This is a genomic window from Pseudomonas sp. ICMP22404, assembly GCF_006227205.1.
In the GTDB taxonomy this organism is placed as follows: Bacteria; Pseudomonadota; Gammaproteobacteria; order Pseudomonadales; family Pseudomonadaceae; genus Aquipseudomonas.
Window position 1 is genome coordinate 91,316 of record NZ_VCNG01000012.1, and the last position, 18,092, is coordinate 109,407.

21 protein-coding genes are annotated in these 18,092 nt (G+C 58.9%); 11 read left to right on the top strand and 10 right to left on the bottom strand.

Annotated elements, in window-relative coordinates; genetic code table 11:
- Positions 1–63: 63 nt before the first annotated feature.
- Both FGE05_RS20585 and FGE05_RS20590 read right to left on the bottom strand, forming a co-directional pair.
- Entirely contained in the window at positions 64–369 is a 306-nt protein-coding gene (locus FGE05_RS20585; RefSeq protein WP_053148111.1) for a PepSY domain-containing protein, read from the bottom strand.
- Positions 370–594: 225 nt separating this feature from the next.
- Positions 595–1,722 carry a glycerophosphodiester phosphodiesterase gene (locus FGE05_RS20590; RefSeq protein ID WP_139647815.1) on the bottom strand — a complete coding sequence of 376 codons (1,128 nt, stop codon included), beginning with the start codon at positions 1,720–1,722 and terminating at the stop codon, positions 595–597.
- A 241-nt stretch (positions 1,723–1,963) separates the two neighbouring features.
- Here FGE05_RS20590 and FGE05_RS20595 point away from each other — a divergent pair, with 241 nt between their 5' ends.
- Complete coding sequence (locus tag FGE05_RS20595) at positions 1,964–2,290, top strand: DUF2025 family protein (RefSeq protein WP_139647816.1); 327 nt, start codon at positions 1,964–1,966, stop codon at positions 2,288–2,290.
- Positions 2,291–2,415: 125 nt separating this feature from the next.
- Here the strand turns inward: FGE05_RS20595 and FGE05_RS20605 are convergent, their stop codons facing one another.
- Both FGE05_RS20605 and FGE05_RS20610 read right to left on the bottom strand, forming a co-directional pair.
- Complete coding sequence (locus tag FGE05_RS20605; RefSeq protein WP_139647818.1) at positions 2,416–2,730, bottom strand: antibiotic biosynthesis monooxygenase; 315 nt, start codon at positions 2,728–2,730, stop codon at positions 2,416–2,418.
- Positions 2,727–3,437, bottom strand: a complete 711-nt coding sequence (locus FGE05_RS20610; protein ID WP_139647819.1) for a CTP synthase — start codon at positions 3,435–3,437, stop codon at positions 2,727–2,729. Before FGE05_RS20610 ends, FGE05_RS20605 begins: the two co-directional genes overlap by 4 nt.
- A 14-nt stretch (positions 3,438–3,451) precedes the next feature.
- On the opposite strand from FGE05_RS20610, the gene FGE05_RS20615 reads away from it, so the two are divergent.
- Together FGE05_RS20615 and FGE05_RS20620 are read left to right on the top strand one after the other, a co-directional pair.
- Positions 3,452–4,399: a LysR family transcriptional regulator gene (locus FGE05_RS20615; protein ID WP_139647820.1), complete on the top strand. Its 948-nt coding sequence runs from the start codon at positions 3,452–3,454 to the stop codon at positions 4,397–4,399.
- Between the two features lie 87 nt (positions 4,400–4,486).
- A complete protein-coding gene (locus FGE05_RS20620) occupies positions 4,487–5,020 on the top strand; it encodes a DUF1003 domain-containing protein (RefSeq protein WP_139647821.1) in 534 nt (177 codons plus the stop codon).
- Between the two features lie 28 nt (positions 5,021–5,048).
- Here FGE05_RS20620 and FGE05_RS20625 read toward each other — a convergent pair whose 3' ends face one another.
- The gene (locus FGE05_RS20625; RefSeq protein WP_139647822.1) at positions 5,049–5,657 is read right to left on the bottom strand and encodes a TetR/AcrR family transcriptional regulator; all 609 of its coding nucleotides are present in this window, start codon (positions 5,655–5,657) and stop codon (positions 5,049–5,051) included.
- A 186-nt stretch (positions 5,658–5,843) separates the two neighbouring features.
- Between FGE05_RS20625 and FGE05_RS20630 the strand changes: the two genes are divergently transcribed.
- The gene (locus tag FGE05_RS20630; RefSeq protein ID WP_139647823.1) at positions 5,844–6,902 is read left to right on the top strand and encodes an MBL fold metallo-hydrolase; all 1,059 of its coding nucleotides are present in this window, start codon (positions 5,844–5,846) and stop codon (positions 6,900–6,902) included.
- A gap of 20 nt (positions 6,903–6,922) precedes the next feature.
- Here FGE05_RS20630 and FGE05_RS20635 read toward each other — a convergent pair whose 3' ends face one another.
- Complete coding sequence (locus tag FGE05_RS20635) at positions 6,923–7,240, bottom strand: helix-turn-helix transcriptional regulator (protein WP_024779566.1); 318 nt, start codon at positions 7,238–7,240, stop codon at positions 6,923–6,925.
- Positions 7,241–7,388: 148 nt separating this feature from the next.
- Between FGE05_RS20635 and FGE05_RS20640 the strand changes: the two genes are divergently transcribed.
- Together FGE05_RS20640 and FGE05_RS20645 are read left to right on the top strand one after the other, a co-directional pair.
- On the top strand, positions 7,389–7,739 hold the full coding sequence (locus FGE05_RS20640) for a hypothetical protein (RefSeq protein ID WP_139647824.1): 351 nt from the start codon (positions 7,389–7,391) through the stop codon (positions 7,737–7,739).
- A 22-nt stretch (positions 7,740–7,761) separates the two neighbouring features.
- Positions 7,762–8,457, top strand: a complete 696-nt coding sequence (locus FGE05_RS20645; RefSeq protein WP_139647825.1) for a hypothetical protein — start codon at positions 7,762–7,764, stop codon at positions 8,455–8,457.
- Between the two features lie 45 nt (positions 8,458–8,502).
- Here the strand turns inward: FGE05_RS20645 and FGE05_RS20650 are convergent, their stop codons facing one another.
- The 4 genes from FGE05_RS20650 to FGE05_RS20665 all read right to left on the bottom strand — a co-directional run bounded on the left by FGE05_RS20650 (position 8,503) and on the right by FGE05_RS20665 (position 11,936).
- A complete protein-coding gene (locus FGE05_RS20650; protein ID WP_139647826.1) occupies positions 8,503–9,489 on the bottom strand; it encodes a hypothetical protein in 987 nt (328 codons plus the stop codon).
- 201 nt (positions 9,490–9,690) lie between these two features.
- Positions 9,691–10,938 (bottom strand): ribonucleotide-diphosphate reductase subunit beta, encoded by a 1,248-nt coding sequence (locus FGE05_RS20655; RefSeq protein WP_024776511.1) that lies wholly within the window; start codon positions 10,936–10,938, stop codon positions 9,691–9,693.
- 486 nt (positions 10,939–11,424) lie between these two features.
- Positions 11,425–11,640 carry a hypothetical protein gene (locus tag FGE05_RS20660; protein WP_139647827.1) on the bottom strand — a complete coding sequence of 72 codons (216 nt, stop codon included), beginning with the start codon at positions 11,638–11,640 and terminating at the stop codon, positions 11,425–11,427.
- A gap of 32 nt (positions 11,641–11,672) precedes the next feature.
- Positions 11,673–11,936: a DUF2790 domain-containing protein gene (locus FGE05_RS20665; protein WP_139647828.1), complete on the bottom strand. Its 264-nt coding sequence runs from the start codon at positions 11,934–11,936 to the stop codon at positions 11,673–11,675.
- A 463-nt stretch (positions 11,937–12,399) separates the two neighbouring features.
- Here FGE05_RS20665 and acs point away from each other — a divergent pair, with 463 nt between their 5' ends.
- From acs to FGE05_RS20695, 5 genes are all read left to right on the top strand, one after another.
- On the top strand, positions 12,400–14,355 hold the full coding sequence (gene acs / locus FGE05_RS20670) for an acetate--CoA ligase (protein WP_139647829.1): 1,956 nt from the start codon (positions 12,400–12,402) through the stop codon (positions 14,353–14,355).
- Between the two features lie 665 nt (positions 14,356–15,020).
- Positions 15,021–15,794, top strand: a complete 774-nt coding sequence (locus FGE05_RS20680) for an ABC transporter substrate-binding protein (RefSeq protein WP_047701101.1) — start codon at positions 15,021–15,023, stop codon at positions 15,792–15,794.
- A gap of 90 nt (positions 15,795–15,884) precedes the next feature.
- The gene (locus FGE05_RS20685) at positions 15,885–16,574 is read left to right on the top strand and encodes an ABC transporter permease (protein WP_025215109.1); all 690 of its coding nucleotides are present in this window, start codon (positions 15,885–15,887) and stop codon (positions 16,572–16,574) included.
- Complete coding sequence (locus tag FGE05_RS20690) at positions 16,571–17,269, top strand: ABC transporter permease (protein ID WP_041023510.1); 699 nt, start codon at positions 16,571–16,573, stop codon at positions 17,267–17,269. The genes FGE05_RS20685 and FGE05_RS20690 overlap by 4 nt, the downstream gene beginning before the upstream one ends.
- 56 nt (positions 17,270–17,325) lie before the next feature.
- Complete coding sequence (locus FGE05_RS20695) at positions 17,326–18,090, top strand: ABC transporter ATP-binding protein (RefSeq protein WP_018612663.1); 765 nt, start codon at positions 17,326–17,328, stop codon at positions 18,088–18,090.
- The last annotated feature ends 2 nt before the right edge of the window (positions 18,091–18,092 follow it).

The following is an 18,092-nucleotide window of genomic DNA, read 5'->3' on the forward strand; positions in this document are numbered from 1 at the left end:
TCTTCCAGGTAAAAAAAGAGCCGCGCAACGAGAAAGTTGCGCGGCTCTTTTTTGGCCGATGAATCAAGTATCCTGCTTGTTGCTCAGGACTTTACCGGTGGTGGCGTCGAAGTCGACATCGAACTCTTTGCCGTCAGCGGTCTTCAGTTCAACTTCATACTCATAACCGTTGAAGTGATTGTCCAGGTCGGTATCGGTGATGGTCGCGCCCGGGTGCAACTTCAGGGCTTCTGCATTCATCGACTCAAGGGATTTGATTTTGCCTTCCTTGACCAACTGGGGAATCTGGTCGATCCGCACATCGGCTTGGGCAAGGCCGGCAGTCAGGGTCAGGGCGGCGGCGGTAAACAGGGCAGTCAAAGTTTTCATAAGGTCTTTCCTTGGGTGTGTCGTTTAAGTGGGACCAGATTAACTGTGGCAACTTAATTCACCCTTAATTCGAAAAAACCTTTGCCCGGGACTGCTGAAGCAAGGTTCGTTGGGACAAGAACAGTGAACGCCTGTGGGAGCAAAGCTTGCTCGCGACGAACGATAATGCGGTTGTACTGAAACCGCACCGCCCGTATCGCGAGCAAGCATTGCTCCCACAGTTGATCAATAACCGTTCTTTTCCAGCAACTGCGTCACACTGCCAGTTTCGGGACGCTTGAAGTACTTGAGCAATTCACTGGCCCGGTTGGTGAAAATGCCATCCACGCCGGCATCCATCACTTTCTTGAAGTCCACCGGCTCATCCACAGTGTAGACATGCACCAGCAAACCCTGGTCGTGGGTGTACTGGTTCATCCATGGCTGCACCAGGTCTGCATAGCTCTGGCTGCCGCCATGGGTCAGCGCGGCGGACGGTCCGGTGCCGATGGCGCCCTGGGCCTTGGCGTACTGGACCCATTTCTCGAACTCGGCGCGGTCCTTGGGTTGCTGCTTGGCGTAGTAGGCCGCCTTGTCGGTTTCTCCGGACTCGGCAAATGTCACCTTGGACTTGGGCTCGATGTTGCCTTCGCCCACCCACAACAGCAGGACCTTTGGCACCTTCGGCATTTCTTTGTGCAGCAGTTCCAGGCTGCTCTTCTCGAAGGTCTGCAAGACCACTTTGCCCTTGCCTTGGCCTACGCCGGTAGCGCTTTTGGCCAATTTGGAACCGGCCGGACTCAGCCAGCCGCGGTCCTGCAATTTGTCCTTGAGGTCGCGTTCGATGCCGGGGAACAGTTTCGGCTCCTTGGTTTCGATGTACAGGCCCGGTTTGTGTTGCGGATTACTCTCGGCGATGTCGATGACTTCATCGAGGGTCAGGATCTTCAGCCCCGCGAACCCGGGGCGCGCGCGGTCCGGGTAGGCGGTGTTGAACCAGCTGCCGGCATCGAGGGTCTTGAGCTCGGCCATGGTGAATGCGTTGGCGCTGCTGTCCTTGCGCTCGGGGAACTTGGTCGCGACGTCCGTGGTACGCAGCAGGCTGTCATCGTGCAGGACGAACAGCACACCGTCCTTGCTGCGTTGAAGGTCCAACTCCAGGTAATCGGCGCCGAGGTCTCGGGCCAGCTTGTAGGACGCGGCGGTGGATTCCGGTGCATCGAACGAAGCACCACGGTGAGCGATCACCGCCGGATGGGGGATACCTTGGCGGGCGGCCAAGGCCTTGGGGTTCGGCGCCTCGGCGGCCTGTGTCTGACCGAAGCCGAGCAACAGGCTCAGCATCAACGCGCTACGGGTGAAGGTGACGGGCATGCTCGAGATCCTTTCGTCGTTGTGCAAAACCTATCTTTTAACAACTGAATGCTCTGAGCGCTATCGCCAAACCGATATAAAACCGTGGGAAACAGATTTTTCCCACGCCTTTGCGGGCAGGTTTGCAGTACCCTTGGTCGTAGCAGTTTCCCCGGCAGAGGGAAACCGGAACCAACATTTGCCTGCCCTGCGTGTAAACCATCGATCAGACGTCCCGCGGGACGCATCCATGAGGTTTACCATGCGCACCACTTCAACCTTCATCTGCCAGGCCGCCGACCAACTCAAGGGTTTTGTCGGCCTGAACCGCAAGACCGGCCAATACATCGTGCGCTTCAGCGAAGACGCCTTCGGCATGGACGTGGCCGACGACGGCATCATTCCTACCTGCGAATTCGTCTGGACGCCCGCCACGGACGGCACCATGACCCTCAAGCGCGAGCGAATCCAGCTGCTGCTGGACCAGAACATCGACGACCGCATCAACCTCACCGAACCTCTGCGGGTATACATGGCACGCAGCGACCTGCCGGAAATCGTGGCGATGCGGCAATTGGTCGAGGGCTGACTCCTTGCCGCAAATCCTGTGGGAGCGAGCCTGCTCGCGATGGCGTCGGCACAGTCGGCATGGATGCAGGCAGGCCCACCGCTATCGCGAGCAGGCTCGCTCCCACAGGGGATTTGTGGTGGATGTCAGGGCTGGCGTTGGAACGCGTAGTCCCGTTCGACCTTGCACACCCGTGTATGGCAATAGGCATACCAGGTAGAACGGCCACGCTCGCGGATTGCGCTGTGTTCGGGATGTTGCTTCCAGGCCAGAATCGCCGCCTCGCTGCTCCAGTACGACACGGTAATACCCAGGCCTTCTTCGCCCCGGGCCGATTCGATGCCGAGAAATCCTGGCTGCTCTCTCGCCAGCGCCACCATGCGCTCGGACGCTTCGGCATACCCCTGATCTCCCGCAGTACGCAGGGAGGTGAAAATCACGGCGTAATACTGACCGTTCATGGCATCTCCCTCGCACATGCCTGGACAAAGGCTTTGACGAGCGGCGGTACGCGATCTTCCAGCGCTGCGCGTTCGGGCTGGAACAGGGTTGCGACAAAGAATGGATGATCCCGCAGTTCCACGGCCCGCAGCTCGCCGGCTGAGTCCCGGGCGACGGCATGCAGGCGGTCGCTCAGCAGATCCCGCTCAAACGCCGGGTTGACCCCAAAGCGGCACCGGTAACCTTCGAACACTGTCCGGCGGCCATAGGCTTCGGCCATCAACGACTGCGCATCCAGCTGAAGGCTGTCGATGGTTTCGACCAAGGCACAACTCAGCGGCGTCAGAAGCGCCCGTTCTGCCTCGGGGGAGGTTTCGCCGTGAGCGGCATCGGTCCAGCCCATCACGTGGCGCGCGTATTCCAGCACGGCGTGCTGAAACCCACCGCAGGTGCCGAGGAACGGACGGCGCTGTTCGCGGGCAAAGCGAATGGCGTGCAAGGCGCCATGTTCGTTTCGGTAGGGGCTGCCGGGTACGCACCAAATGCCGTCGAAGTCGTCCAGAGAGGTAGCGTCGGTGATCAGATCCGTTGCCAACCATTGAAGGCCAATGTCATGGCCGGTTTGCCTGCTGGCTAGCTCAAGTGCAATGGGGATAGCCCGATGGGCCGTTATCTGCGGATCGTAGTCGCCGATCAGGGCGATGTGCAAAGGACGCTGGATTTTCATGGAGGGCACGCCGCTTGTTGATTCCTGGTCGCCACTATAGATTGGCGTTCGTGCACTCAATATTGGCGTTTAACCAAGTGATCAATGCAGCGACGCACTATCGTCTGGACTATCCCGATCTCTCCCTGATCCTGGCGTTGGTCCGTGGCGGCTCGCTGGCTCGGGCGGCGCGGTTGCTGAGCGTGGATGTGTCTACGGTGTTCCGCTCGGTGCGCCGGCTTGAGGCGGCCCTGGGCCAACCCTTGTTCGAAAAAAGCCGTGCCGGGTATTTGCCCACGAGCCTGGCCCAGACGCTGTCCGAACAGGCCGAGCGCGCCGAACAGGCTCTGGAGGCGGCACGTATCGGTGTGGAGCAGGGCGGTGAGGTGGTCACTGGCACCGTGCGTCTGACCTGTACCGATTCGGTCCTGCAAGCGTTGCTGCTGCCCGCGCTGGCGCGGTTCATGCCGGCCTATCCAGCATTGACCCTCGAATTGAGTACCTCGAACGACTTCGCCAACCTGAGTCGCCGCGATGCCGACATCGCCTTGCGCCTGACCCGTACGCCGCCGGAACATTTGGTGGGTCGGCACCTGGGCGATGTCGTCTACCGAGTCTGCGGGAGTCCGGCCTACCTGCCCGGCGCGAATCTGGATGACTTGGCGTCCCTGACCTGGATCGCGCCGGACGACTTCCTCCCCGATCACCCCACCGTGGCCTGGCGCCGACAACATCTACCCGCGGTGATGCCAGCCTATCGCTGCAACAGCATGCTCTCAGTCGCCGAGTTGGCGCGGGCCGGTTTGGGTGTCGCCGCGTTGCCGGACTTTCTGATCGGTGAAGACCAGGGCCTGATCCCCTTCGGCGAACCGCTGGAGGGATATGACACGGCGCTCTGGCTGCTGACACGTCCAGACTGCCGCGCCTTGCGTTCGGTGGTGACTCTGTTCGACGAGTTGGGGCGTAGTTTGCGGCAGCGCTGATGTTTCAACAGCGGAGCGCGCTGGGTTAGATGATGGTCGTCCAGCGGTTATAGTGCCTTATAGCACCAGTCCCAGGCGGAGAACATCATGGCGACCCCTTACCAACCCACCCCCACAGCTCCCGTTGATCACTTGCGTTTTCATCGGCCTCACGCGCATCTGGGACCCACCTTCGGCAATGATCGTTTTGCGTTGCGAGCGGAGGCGTTCGCGCGTTTTTTTGGCACGCCGATGTTCCTCGGCGCACAAACCCTGATCGTGCTGATCTGGATAGGCTTGAACCTGTCGGGCGTCGTGCATTTCGACGCTTACCCGTTCATCTTGCTCAATCTGGCGTTCAGTCTGCAGTCGGCCTACGCCGCCCCGCTGATCCTGCTGGCGCAAACCCGCCAGGCCGCTCGGGACAAAGCCCAGGCGGAAGCCGATGCACAACACCGTGAAGCCCTGGCCATTGCCAACACTGAGCGTCAAGCCCAGGCCGCGCACAATACGGCGCAACTACTCGAATTGTTGGAGCAGAACACCCGCCTGACGGAAATGACCAAGGCACTGACCGAGCGTATCGACAGCCTGACCACAGAAATGCACCAGAAATTTGTCAACACGCCCCCGGGGCGGTAATCCTCATACCGCGTTCGTGGCGGGGCGCTCAAGCCTGGTAACAAATCAGGAACATATCGAGAGCCGATTCGATCACCTGCACTTGTTCATCCAGGCTCAGGCTCGGTTGCCCCATGGAGATCTGTGGCCAGAATGCGAACGTCTTGATCAACCCGTGCATTTGCTGGGCAGCAAATATCGGTTCCACGGGCTTCAGTCGTCCATCGATCTGGGCTTGGCGAATCCAGGTGGTGAGGCCTTCTTCACGCTGCCCCATACGCGAAACCATGTTCTGGGCCCGCTCGGGAGAATGTATGGTCGCAGCGATGGCGATTCGTGCCAGATCGAGGAAGTTCTCGTCCGACATCAGCCGCAGCTTGGCTTGCAGCAACCGGCGCAATTGCTCACGCAAAGGCTCCAACGGGTTGTACGCCATCTCCTGCTCAGCGGTAATGCTGTTCCATAGACGATTCAGGATTTCGGCGAACAACTCTTCCTTGCTGGGAAAGTGGTTGTACACCGTACGCTTCGACACACCGGCGGTCGCCGCGATCCTGTCCATGCTGGTGATCTCGAAACCGCTGCTGCGAAACTCGGCAATCGCGGCCTGGAGAATGGCCTCGCGTTTTCGTTCGGTAAGGCGTTGCGGTACGGTCATGGGCATTCGTCGGTTGAAAAGGGGGAGTTACACTCGGTAGTTTACTTGCCTCCAGGATTCATGCAATCTAGAAACTACACCGAGTGGTGTAGATTTAGTGTGAGCGGCTGAGCGTAAACCTCGCAGCCACCCATGTCCCGCAACGGCGAAGCGCACTTTCGGCGACGCCCTTGGAGTTATCGCACCATGAGCATTCCTGCTTCCTCGACCGACAGTACGGCTGCCAGCCCTGCCTCCCGACACGAACAAGGGAAGTATCGCAATCACGCCCATACCCCGCGAGAAGGGTTCGGCCAGATGCTGCGTATCATCTGGAACATGCTGCTCCACAAACCGCGCACCACCCGTCCGGCGGGCGCCATCACCGTTCAGCCGCTGACACGCGCCGAGTTGCTGGCAGCACCGAACCAGAGTGTGTTCCGTCTTGGCCATTCCACGGTTCTGCTCAAGCTGCGCGACAAATTCTGGATCACCGACCCGGTTTTCTCTGACCGTGCGTCGCCCGTGCAATGGGCCGGTCCCAAGCGTTTCCATCAACCGCCCATCAGCCTGGAGGATCTACCGCCGATCGAGGCGGTGATCCTTTCCCATGACCATTACGATCACCTCGACCACCAGGCCATCCTCAAGCTTGCCGCCAAGACCCGGCACTTCCTGACGCCCCTTGGCGTGGGTGACACCCTGGTCAAATGGGGCATCGAGGCCAGCAAGGTTCGTCAGCTGGATTGGTGGCAAGGTACCGAAGTGGACGGCATCGAGTTCATAGCCACGCCGTCGCAGCATTTTTCCGGTCGCGGTCTGTTCGATGGCAACAGCACGCTGTGGGCGTCATGGGTGATGATCGACGGCGGCACGCGGATCTTCTTCAGCGGCGACACGGGTTATTTCGACGGTTTCAAACGCATCGGCGAGCGATACGGTCCCTTTGACCTGACGCTGATGGAAACCGGCGCCTATAACGTCGATTGGCCCCATGTCCACATGCAGCCGGAGCAGACCCTCCAGGCTCATATCGACCTCAGGGGCCGTTGGCTGTTGCCGATTCACAATGGCACCTTCGACCTGGCGATGCATGCCTGGTTTGAACCCTTCGACCGCATCCTGGCCCTGGCCTGGGAGCGCAACGTGTCCATTACCACGCCGCAAATGGGCGAAGCCTTCACCCTGACCCATCCCCAACGCGGCTGTGCCTGGTGGCTGGATGTGGAGACCTCGGCCTATGAAAGCCAGGCTGACGCGGCCTGATACCTGATGCAACGATCCCGCTATTCGATCATCGCGTAGTCGGGCCGTCCCGCCGGATCCGGTGTGGCGCCCTTGATGTTCATGCCACGCCCCGGTGCAAAGCCGGGGAAGAACACCAGGCCTTCGGCTTCAAGGCAGAACGCGAGCGCCAGGCGTGTCACATCGAGCAATTCGCCTCCCGCTTCGAAGCGCCGGATAGCCTTGACCGAAACCCCGGACTGCCGGGACAGTTCCTCGACGCTCCAGCCGAGCATGGCTCGGGCCTGTGCGCTGTGGGCAGGAGTGAATTGATAGACAGCGATGCGTTCCAGGGTGGTTTTGATTGCGAGAGAGGCCATGGGATACTCCAAAGCAGTGGATTCAAAAATACTGTGTTTTTGTACAGTTGTTTTGAGGCCGGATCAATCTCATTTTTTTGATGGGTGACCAGTGGCCTGCTCCAGCCAAGCGCTCGGTGTACCCTGGTGTCTAGCGAAGGAGGGTGGTATGTCGATTTCCGACAGTGACTGGAAAAATTACAATGAGCTTTACAAGCTGGCACTGGACCGCTTCTGCCAAGGGGTTCTTGCTGATGCCCAGACGATCGCTCAGAACGAAGCTCTATCGGCCCACGCTCGATACGCAACGCTGTATGGCCTCATACGCAATCGAGACAAGGACCTGGCGATGGCCTTCAACGGGCGTCGACGCAAAGAAGTTTCGCTATCTTTGAGGCTGATGGTCGCCTATGACCTGCTGAGCGATCAGGAGCTGATGGTTCTGAGCGACGAGTTACGAGAACGGATTTCCGACGCTGTTCGTCAGCCCTATGAAATCGAATGGGTCACAGACGCATAGTCCTTTTCAAGCAGAGAACAGCATGTTGATCTTCAATTGCACCGAAGCGGCTTGTAACTTCTTTAGCCGCGTGCACAAAGGCAAGAAAATCACTCCCATGGAGAAGCCACCGTCACCCGTTATCGAGGACGATGAGGTGGTTGAATTCGCCGAACAGTGGCTGGTCCATGCCATCACTGTGCAACGCAAGCACGTATTGTTCGTCATCCACGTGCATACACGTTATTGCATGATCTTCGCTGACGCCAAAAAAGCTGACGTGGAAGGTTTTATTCATCGGTTTTCCGAGCGTTGGATCAATGGCTTGATGCGCCACGCCGGGCAATATGACCTTTTGCACTGGATCGATGACGAGCCAATGATGGCCCGCTTCCAGGAAAGTTGTCATGAGTACGTTTTTTACAAGCGCGGCCATCGCGGTGCGCAAAAGCACATCAACGAAATCTCCTGGGTTTTCGAGGACTGCGCCGCAGAGTGGGGAACGTTGCCTTCTGATGAATTCTCCGCAGGCCGCTTTGATGGTGATATGAACAACACGCCGAGAAGCAGCAAGGGGCACAAGGACTATTACTTCCCCGATGAGGAAATGATCATTCACTGGTTGCGGCGTTATGGTGGCCTGGATGAGCCCAGCCTCCAGAAAGCCTGTGCACGACGTATGGAAGTGAAACGGGAAATGTGGGCATTCGAGCGGCAACTTGCCCAAGATGCACTATGAACAGAATACCGACGCGTGCAGGGTTGCTGTCAGCCCAAGGCGAGATCAGCTATCGGCCAACCCCGGCGCTTCACGAATGATGAAGTGATCCAGGTTCTCGATCTGGGCGCTGAACACCCCGAACGTCTGTTCGGGGTTTTTCTTGCTTGGCACCTGTTTCAGCTCCGGCGTCACGCCATAGAAGAAGCAGTACAGATCCCGCTCGCTCTCGGCGGCATGCTTGATCTCTTCCAGAAACGCTTTGCGCTTACGGTACTGATCGATCAGCTTCTTGCTCAGGTAAACGTTGACCGAATAGGGCCGCTTCTTCGCTTCGCCCGGTAACTTGACCCAGACCTTTTGCTCGAAGTCGACACGAAAACTGGCGCTGTGATAATCCTCGATCTTCTTGATCTTGCCCCAGTAGATCAGCCCCTTGTTGTCCAGCAGGTATTCGATCTTCTTGAAGAACGATGCATAGGGCGCCGTGTGCTCGCCAATCTTCAGCGGCCTACGCTTGAGCAGGTCCTTGTCCGCGAAGTTCGATACAAAGCACTCCACCGGATGGGCGAAGACACTGGTCTTGTCCGGCGCCGAATCACGGCTGGTGTGCTCGCCATGTCTGGCGGCTGAAGGCACTCGCTCATCGCGCGTCACGTCCGCCGCCACTGCCGGTCTGGAAGGCTTGCGCACATACTCGCGCCGGGTCAGTAACAGCTCCGAAGGAAAGTGTTCCTCCCGACCGTCATCCGCTTCCGACGCGTCCGTCTCCAGGCTTGTCGGAGTTTTCAGGCTGGCATAAGGACAACCCTCGACATGCCGCGTACTGGGGGTGTTCTTGAAGTGCGGTGTGCGCACGTAATTCACATTCTTGGCGTTGAACGTCACCAGCACATTCGCCGCATCGAACGCCGCTCGACAGGCATCGTTGGGACACTGGAATTGTTCCTTCGCCGAATCGAAATCCACCGTTTCGTCAAAATTCAAATCGCGCACGTCATAGATCGACAACTTGTCGTCGAGGCTGCGGCAGTAGGCGAGGTCGAATTTCATGGCGGGCTCGGGTCCTTGAGTAGAGGAGGGTATTAATAGCGGGTGGAGAGGTGGGTTGCACTGAATGTTTTCAATTCAAAATCGCAGCTATTCACCCACCAGTGGCCAGGGCGTGTAGGACAGAATGCAAAAAACCCCGTTTTCACGGGGTTTTTAGTTAAGCGTCAGCTGACAGGCCAGCTTGGGATTTTTCTCTCGACATCAATCCCAGCTAAGCGCACCACCGGTCTGATACTCAATCACCCGCGTCTCAAAGAAATTCTTCTCTTTCTTCAAGTCCATGATCTCGCTCATCCAAGGGAACGGGTTAGTCGTGCCTGGATACTCTTCTTTCAGACCAATCTGCGACAGACGACGGTTAGCGATGAACTTCAGATAGTCTTCCATCATCGCCGCGTTCATGCCCAATACGCCGCGAGGCATGGTGTCACGGGCGTATTCGATCTCCAACTGAGTCCCTTGCAGGATCATCTGGGTCGCTTCTTCCTTCATCTCGGCATCCCACAGGTGCGGGTTTTCGATCTTGATCTGGTTGATCACGTCGATGCCGAAGTTCAGGTGCATGGATTCGTCGCGCAGGATGTACTGGAACTGCTCGGCGACGCCGGTCATCTTGTTGCGGCGGCCCATGGAGAGGATCTGGGTGAAGCCGCAATAGAAGAAGATGCCTTCCAGGACGCAGTAGTAGGCGATCAGGTTGCGCAGCAACTCTTTGTCGGTTTCCGGGGTGCCGGTTTCGAATTTCGGATCGGAGATCGAACGGGTGTACTTCAGGCCCCAGGCGGCTTTCTTCGCGACCGATGGGATCTCGTGGTACATGTTGAAGATTTCGCCTTCATCCATGGCCAGCGATTCGATGCAGTACTGGTAGGCGTGGGTATGGATCGCCTCTTCGAACGCCTGGCGCAGGATGTACTGGCGGCATTCCGGGTTGGTGATCAGGCGGTATACGGCCAGGACCAGGTTGTTGGCGACCAGGGAGTCTGCGGTGGAGAAGAAGCCCAGGTTGCGCATTACGATGCGGCGCTCGTCGTCGGTCAGGCCTTCCGGGTTTTTCCAGAGGGCGATGTCGGCGGTCATGTTGACTTCTTGCGGCATCCAGTGGTTTGCGCAACCGTCCAGGTACTTCTGCCAGGCCCAGTCGTATTTGAACGGCACGAGCTGGTTGAGGTCGGCGCGGCAGTTGATCATGCGCTTTTCATCGACGGCGACACGGGCGGAGGCGCCTTCGAGTTCGGCGAGGCCTTCGGCAACGTCGAGTTTATCGAGGGCGGCCTTGGCGCGAATGATCGCGGCCGAGTCGCTGGCCGTCACGGCGCGGGCTTCGAGCGCGGCGGCACCGCCGGCGCTGTCGAGGCGGTCCATGTTGGCTTCAGAAGCGTGGCCGGCATTGGCGCCTTTTACAGCGACTTCGCCGTCTTCTTTGTCGAATTCGTCCCAGCTCAGCATGACGTGTCGTCTCCTGCGTGAGGGCCAGAAGCCTGGTGAAGGCCTGCTGGCGGCGGTGGATCTTGGAAAATCGTTTCTTGCAGCTGACGCAGGCAATAAACAGAAAAATGTACGGGTCATGCTGAAGCGGCTGTGAACGCGAAGAGGCGAGGGGCCTTTGCGTGGGCTTCAGGCTGGCTTGATCCCCTGTAAGGGAATATTGCAGGCCCGTTTAAGGCGGCATTATAAGGACTTTTTTGCCTACGTGGTGCGGCGAAATCGCCCACGGAGGGCGCGGTGGGGGGCTGATTCGCGTTGGAGCGAGGGTTTACAAGGCTTTGGCGGTTATAGATTTTTTTTGCATGAATCGGATGGCGTGTTTTTTTGATCAAAAAACGACCTGTTTTTGCGTTTTTACACTACATGTTGTGTTTGGGGAGGGTTTTCTTCGGTTCCAGACACAACCAGGCCCGACCGGAGTCGGGCCATGGAAACTGCCAATAATGATCAATCGGTATGGGCCGAGCCGGAGCGGTCGCTGCCATCGGCGGCGACGGTCCTCGGATCGGTAGGGGCGTGGTGGTCGGTATCGACCGTGGCGGCGTTGGCGAGGTCGTGACGGTTCATTGCGGCGGCTGAACCGGTGTGATCGAAGCCGTCGGCGGCGAAGCTATTGGCGGCCAGTACGGACAGGGCCAAGGCGCAGAACAGTTTGTATTTCAAAGTGGATAACTCCTGGTTCGTTCACACACTGGTTAGCCGTTGGAGCAACCGTTGCCCATGACGCTGTAGCGCAGGATATGGAGTTGGCCCTTGGAGTCTTGGTATTCCATTTTTGCCGGGACCACTTCGCAGACATCCGGGACCGCGCTCATGGAAATGACTTTGGCGATGTCCAGGTGGGTGGAGTAGGTGTATTCCTCAATGGCAGGTTTTTGCTGAGCGACATCGGTCGGGGCCTCGTCTGCCATCGCCATTGCGCTGAGGCTGCCGAGGACCAGAACCCATAAAGCTTTCATCTGATTTCACCTTTTCTGAGGTCGAGTGGGGGCACGCAACCTTTTTGGGGTTGCGTGTGGAGCAGGTTTGGGAAGTTTGATTAACGGCCTTCGTGGGGGCTGTGTTGCGTCAATCGTATTTGCCGGTTGGCGAGGTGGATTCTAGGGAGTGGGGGTGGATGCAAACAGACCGGGTTTTGATAAAGACTTTTGGTGGATTTGGTAATAATCGCCAGGAGTCGAAGACTTCCTGTTGGATCTGTTTTGGATTGGCTGGCGTCATCGCGAGCAGGCTCGCTCCCATGGGGGATCTATGTTGGTGACAAAAACAGGTATTCACTGAAATTCATGTGTGGATGGGTCTTGCACGTTAGTACCGACATTTTGTAGGGACTTGTTACTACCATCGTCGAATGGTTCTATAGGCCCGCCCCGGGCTACAACGGGACCATACAAAAACAACTATGTCACCGAGGTAAGAAACATGAGTGCGGCTTCTGTGTATCCCGTTCGTCCCGAGGTAGCAGCCAATACGCTGACTGACGAGGCGACCTACAAGGCCATGTACCAACAGTCGGTGGTCAACCCGGATGGTTTCTGGCGCGAGCAGGCCAAGCGCCTCGACTGGATCAAGCCGTTCACCACGGTGAAGCAGACGTCCTTCGACGACCACCATGTCGATATCAAGTGGTTTGCCGACGGCACCTTGAACGTTTCCTACAACTGCCTCGACCGTCACCTGGCCGAGCGTGGCGATCAGGTCGCGATTATCTGGGAGGGCGATGACCCGGCCGAGAGTCGCAAGATCACTTATCGCGAACTGCACGAAGAAGTCTGCAAGTTTGCCAACGCCCTGCGCGGCCAGGACGTGCATCGTGGCGACGTGGTGACGATCTATATGCCGATGATCCCGGAGGCTGTGGTCGCCATGCTGGCCTGTGCCCGGATCGGCGCGATTCACTCGGTGGTGTTCGGTGGTTTCTCCCCTGAAGCGCTGGCCGGTCGCATCATCGACTGCAAATCCAAAGTGGTGATCACCGCCGACGAAGGCGTTCGCGCCGGCAAGAAGATCCCCCTCAAGGCCAACGTCGACGACGCGCTGACCAACCCGGAAACCAGCAGCATCCAGAAAGTCATCGTGTGCAAGCGCACCGCGGGCAACATCAAGTGGAACCAGCACCGCGATATCTGGTACGAAGACCTGATGAAAGTCGCCGGTACCGTTTGCGCGCCGAAGGAAATGGGTGCTGAAGAAGCGCTGTTCATCCTCTACACCTCCGGTTCCACCGGCAAGCCAAAGGGCGTGCAACACACCACGGCCGGCTACCTGCTGTACGCCGCCCTGACCCATGAGCGCGTGTTCGACTACAAGCCGGGCGAGATCTACTGGTGCACCGCCGACGTCGGCTGGGTCACCGGCCACAGCTACATCGTCTACGGTCCGCTGGCGAACGGCGCGACCACGCTGCTGTTCGAAGGCGTGCCGAACTACCCGGACATCACCCGGGTGGCCCAGGTCATCGACAAGCACAAGGTCAATATCCTCTACACCGCACCAACCGCTATCCGCGCGATGATGGCCTCGGGCACCGCCGCCGTCGAAGGCGCCGATGGCAGCAGCCTGCGGCTCTTGGGTTCGGTGGGTGAGCCGATCAACCCGGAAGCCTGGGACTGGTACTACAAGAACGTCGGCAAGGAGCGTTGCCCGATCGTCGACACCTGGTGGCAGACCGAAACCGGTGGCGTGCTGATCAGCCCGCTGCCAGGTGCCACGGCGCTGAAACCGGGTTCGGCCACGCGTCCGTTCTTCGGCGTGGTGCCGGCCCTGGTGGACAACCTCGGCAACCTGATCGAAGGCGCGGCCGAAGGCAACCTGGTGATCCTCGATTCGTGGCCAGGCCAGGCGCGGACGCTGTACGGCGACCATGACCGTTTCGTCGACACCTACTTCAAGACCTTCAGCGGCATGTATTTCACCGGCGACGGCGCGCGCCGCGATGCCGATGGCTACTACTGGATCACCGGTCGGGTGGATGACGTGCTCAACGTGTCCGGCCACCGCATGGGTACCGCCGAGATCGAAAGTGCCATGGTCGCCCACCCGAAAGTCGCCGAAGCGGCGGTGGTCGGTGTGCCGCACGACATCAAGGGGCAGGGCATCTATGTCTACGTCACCCTCAATGCCGGCGAAGAAACCAGCGAAGCCCTGCGCCTGGAGTTGAAAAACTGGGTGCGCAAAGAGATCGGGCCGATTGCTTCGCCGGATGTCATCCAGTGGGCACCCGGTTTGCCGAAGACCCGTTCCGGCAAGATCATGCGCCGCATCCTGCGCAAGATCGCCACGGCGGAATACGACGGGTTGGGTGATATCTCCACGTTGGCCGATCCGGGTGTGGTGGCGCATTTGATCGAGACGCACAAGACCATGAACGTCGCCTGACGACGGTTTGTGATCCCTGAAAGCCCCGCCCGGTAAATGCCCGGCGGGGCTTTTTCTTGGGAGCTGACTGACGTTCCCACGCTCCGCGTGGGAATGCCTCTACGGACGCTCCGCGTTCGGCTCTCAGGGACGCAGAGCGTCCTTGGCTGCATTCCCACGCGGAGCGTGGGAACGATCAGTGTGGAAAGGTCTACGAATAAATATCGACGTTCCGCGTCAGATCTTTCGAAGCGTTACCGATGTTTCTAAATGTGTAACCAAAGGCACCCTACCGAGGCGATGGGAAACGCCAGGCCCCGTTTCAGGGCGTTCGCAGCCTCTCGATAAAATTTGCCGACACGCTGTGCTTGCCGGATTAGAAGGGTTTGCGAATAATGGGCCCGCAATTTGCAACGTGTATTGGTTTCCTTTCTTTCGCTCTTGCATGAATTTGCTGGGCTGTCAATGTGCTCGAACTGCTTTCTCGGTGCTTCTGTAATTTGTTGTCGCATTGAAGAAATATCGGCTTCGGGCCTGTCGTTAGAATGCCGATCACTCGCTCGTCGTGGCCTGCGTTGATAAAAACGCCCGCTTCCTAGGACGCAGCACCTACGTTCGTTTCACCCATTCGCATATTGGGCTGTTGCTCACTCTGCCGTTTTGCCCTTTACCGATGGAGTCCCAAGATGAAGAAACTTGTGCTGCTTGGCGCCCTGGCACTGTCCGTGCTGTCCCTGCCGACATTCGCCGATGAAAAGCCCCTGAAGATCGGTATCGAAGCGGCTTACCCTCCGTTTGCATCCAAAGCCCCGGACGGCAGCATCGTCGGTTTCGACTACGACATCGGCAACGCGCTGTGCGAAGAGATGAAGGTCAAGTGCGTGTGGGTCGAGCAGGAATTCGACGGCCTGATCCCGGCGCTCAAGGTGCGCAAGATCGACGCGATCCTGTCCTCCATGTCGATCACCGAAGATCGCAAGAAGTCCGTGGACTTCACCAACAAGTACTACAACACCCCGGCGCGTCTGGTGATGAAGGCCGGTACCCAGGTCAGCGATGGCCTGACCGAGCTCAAGGGCAAGAACATCGGCGTGCAGCGCGGTTCGATCCACGAGCGTTTTGCCCGTGAAGTCCTCGCCCCGCTGGGTGCCGAGATCAAGCCATACGGTTCGCAGAACGAAATCTACCTGGACGTCTCCGCCGGTCGTCTTGATGGCACTGTGGCAGACGCTACCCTGCTGGATGACGGTTTCCTGAAGACCGACGCCGGCAAAGGCTTCGCGTTCGTGGGCCCGGCCTTCACCGACGTCAAATACTTCGGCGACGGCGTAGGGATCGCGGTTCGCAAAGGCGATGCCTTGAAAGACAAGATCAACGGCGCAATCGCCGCGATTCGCGAGAACGGCAAATACAAGCAGATCCAGGACAAGTACTTCGCCTTCGACATCTACGGCAAGTAATACCGTCCCGCCACTCGTGCGAAATGGCGCAAGCAACAGGCTCCCTGCGGTTTGCGCCATTTTTTCATCCCACTTTCGAGGACCTGAATCATGTTGAAAGGCTACGGGGCTGTCATCCTCGATGGCGCATGGTTGACGCTTCAGCTCGCCTTGTCGTCCATGGCCCTGGCCATCGTCCTGGGACTGATCGGTGTCGCGTTGCGCCTCTCGCCAGTGCGCTGGCTGGCGTGGCTGGGTGACCTGTATTCCACGGTCATCCGCGGTATTCCCGACCTGGTGCTGATCCTGCTGATTTTCTACGGCGGCCAGGACCTGCTCAACCGCGTGGCGCCGATGCTCGGTTATGACGACTACATCGATCTCAACCCCCTGGCGGCCGGCATCGGCACCCTGGGCTTCATCTTCGGTGCCTACCTGTCGGAAACCTTTCGTGGCGCGTTCATGGCGATCCCCAAGGGGCAGGCCGAGGCGGGCATGGCGTATGGCATGAGCGGGTTCCAGGTGTTCTTCCGGGTGCTGGTGCCACAGATGATTCGCCTGGCGATTCCGGGCTTCACCAACAACTGGTTGGTGTTGACCAAGGCGACCGCGCTGATTTCGGTGGTGGGTCTGCAAGACATGATGTTCAAGGCCAAGCAGGCGGCGGATGCCACCCGCGAGCCTTTCACCTTCTTCCTGGCAGTGGCGGCGATGTACCTGGTGATCACCAGCGTCTCGTTGCTGGCATTGCGTCACCTTGAGAAGCGCTACTCGGTAGGCGTAAGGGCGGCTGATCTATGATCTTCGACTACAACGTCATCTATGAAGCCTTGCCGCTGTACTTCGGCGGTCTGCTGACCACCTTGAAGTTGCTGGCACTGTCGCTGTTCTTCGGTCTGCTGGCGGCGCTGCCCCTGGGGCTGATGCGGGTGTCCAAGCAGCCGGTCGTGAACATGACGGCCTGGCTCTACACTTACGTGATTCGCGGCACGCCGATGCTGGTGCAGCTGTTCCTGATCTACTACGGGCTGGCGCAGTTCGAGTTCGTGCGCGAGAGCTTCCTCTGGCCGTGGCTGTCCAGCGCGACATTCTGTGCGTGTCTCGCGTTCGCCATCAACACCAGTGCCTACACCGCTGAGATCATCGCCGGCAGCCTGCGGGCCACGCCCAATGGCGAGATCGAGGCGGCCAAGGCCATGGGGATGTCGCGCTTCACGCTGTACCGCCGGATCCTGCTGCCGTCGGCCCTGCGCCGGGCACTGCCGCAATACAGCAACGAAGTGATCATGATGCTGCAGACCACCAGCCTGGCCTCCATCGTGACCCTGATCGACATCACCGGTGCCGCGCGCACGGTAAACGCCCAGTATTACCTGCCGTTCGAGGCCTACATCACGGCCGGCGTGTTCTACCTGTGCCTGACCTTCATCCTGGTGCGCCTGTTCAAGCTGGCCGAGCGTCGCTGGCTGAGTTACCTGGCCCCGCGCAAGCACTGATAACGCGTCGACCCGATCGACTGCCCAACGACTGACGTTTTGTGAGAACCGACCGCATGTACAAGCTCGAAGTCCAAGACCTGCATAAACGCTATGGCAGTCACGAAGTGCTCAAGGGTGTGTCCCTGAAAGCTGCCGCCGGCGATGTGATCAGCATCATCGGTTCCAGCGGCTCCGGCAAAAGTACCTTCCTGCGTTGCATCAACCTGCTTGAGCAACCTCATGCCGGCAAGATCCTGCTCAACAACGAAGAGCTGAAGCTGGTGGCCGGCAAAGACGGCGCGTTGAAGGCCGCGGACCCCAAGCAGCTGCAACGCATGCGTTCGCGGCTGTCGATGGTGTTCCAGCATTTCAACCTGTGGTCCCACATGACTGCGCTGGAAAACATCATGGAAGCGCCGGTGCATGTCCTGGGCGTCGCCAAGGCCGAGGCTCGCGAGAAGGCCGAGCATTATCTGAACAAAGTGGGCGTGGCCCATCGCAAGGACGCCTATCCGGGCCACATGTCCGGCGGCGAGCAGCAGCGCGTGGCGATTGCCCGGGCGCTGGCGATGGAGCCGGAAGTCATGTTGTTCGACGAGCCGACCTCGGCCCTCGACCCTGAGTTGGTGGGCGATGTGCTCAAGGTGATGCAGGCCCTGGCCCTGGAAGGCCGAACCATGGTGGTGGTGACCCACGAAATGGGCTTTGCCCGCGAAGTGTCGAACCAGCTGGTGTTCCTGCACAAAGGCATCGTCGAAGAAAGCGGCAACCCGCGTGAAGTGCTGGTCAATCCGCAATCGGAGCGCCTGCAACAATTTCTTTCGGGCAGCCTCAAGTAATT

What these genes read in the sequence shown, in the direction of transcription:
- FGE05_RS20640 (WP_139647824.1), top strand. Translation starts at nt 7,389, where the DNA reads ATGTCGATTTCCGACAGTGACTGGAAAAATTACAATGAGCTTTACAAG.
- FGE05_RS20635 (WP_024779566.1), bottom strand. Translation starts at nt 7,240, where the DNA reads ATGGCCTCTCTCGCAATCAAAACCACCCTGGAACGCATCGCTGTCTAT.
- FGE05_RS20695 (WP_018612663.1), top strand. Translation starts at nt 17,326, where the DNA reads ATGTACAAGCTCGAAGTCCAAGACCTGCATAAACGCTATGGCAGTCAC.
- FGE05_RS20690 (WP_041023510.1), top strand. Translation starts at nt 16,571, where the DNA reads ATGATCTTCGACTACAACGTCATCTATGAAGCCTTGCCGCTGTACTTC.
- FGE05_RS20645 (WP_139647825.1), top strand. Translation starts at nt 7,762, where the DNA reads ATGTTGATCTTCAATTGCACCGAAGCGGCTTGTAACTTCTTTAGCCGC.
- FGE05_RS20680 (WP_047701101.1), top strand. Translation starts at nt 15,021, where the DNA reads ATGAAGAAACTTGTGCTGCTTGGCGCCCTGGCACTGTCCGTGCTGTCC.
- FGE05_RS20630 (WP_139647823.1), top strand. Translation starts at nt 5,844, where the DNA reads ATGAGCATTCCTGCTTCCTCGACCGACAGTACGGCTGCCAGCCCTGCC.
- FGE05_RS20620 (WP_139647821.1), top strand. Translation starts at nt 4,487, where the DNA reads ATGGCGACCCCTTACCAACCCACCCCCACAGCTCCCGTTGATCACTTG.
- FGE05_RS20655 (WP_024776511.1), bottom strand. Translation starts at nt 10,938, where the DNA reads ATGCTGAGCTGGGACGAATTCGACAAAGAAGACGGCGAAGTCGCTGTA.
- FGE05_RS20625 (WP_139647822.1), bottom strand. Translation starts at nt 5,657, where the DNA reads ATGACCGTACCGCAACGCCTTACCGAACGAAAACGCGAGGCCATTCTC.
- FGE05_RS20650 (WP_139647826.1), bottom strand. Translation starts at nt 9,489, where the DNA reads ATGAAATTCGACCTCGCCTACTGCCGCAGCCTCGACGACAAGTTGTCG.
- FGE05_RS20590 (WP_139647815.1), bottom strand. Translation starts at nt 1,722, where the DNA reads ATGCCCGTCACCTTCACCCGTAGCGCGTTGATGCTGAGCCTGTTGCTC.
- acs (WP_139647829.1), top strand. Translation starts at nt 12,400, where the DNA reads ATGAGTGCGGCTTCTGTGTATCCCGTTCGTCCCGAGGTAGCAGCCAAT.
- FGE05_RS20595 (WP_139647816.1), top strand. Translation starts at nt 1,964, where the DNA reads ATGCGCACCACTTCAACCTTCATCTGCCAGGCCGCCGACCAACTCAAG.
- FGE05_RS20585 (WP_053148111.1), bottom strand. Translation starts at nt 369, where the DNA reads ATGAAAACTTTGACTGCCCTGTTTACCGCCGCCGCCCTGACCCTGACT.
- FGE05_RS20665 (WP_139647828.1), bottom strand. Translation starts at nt 11,936, where the DNA reads ATGAAAGCTTTATGGGTTCTGGTCCTCGGCAGCCTCAGCGCAATGGCG.
- FGE05_RS20685 (WP_025215109.1), top strand. Translation starts at nt 15,885, where the DNA reads ATGTTGAAAGGCTACGGGGCTGTCATCCTCGATGGCGCATGGTTGACG.
- FGE05_RS20610 (WP_139647819.1), bottom strand. Translation starts at nt 3,437, where the DNA reads ATGAAAATCCAGCGTCCTTTGCACATCGCCCTGATCGGCGACTACGAT.
- FGE05_RS20605 (WP_139647818.1), bottom strand. Translation starts at nt 2,730, where the DNA reads ATGAACGGTCAGTATTACGCCGTGATTTTCACCTCCCTGCGTACTGCG.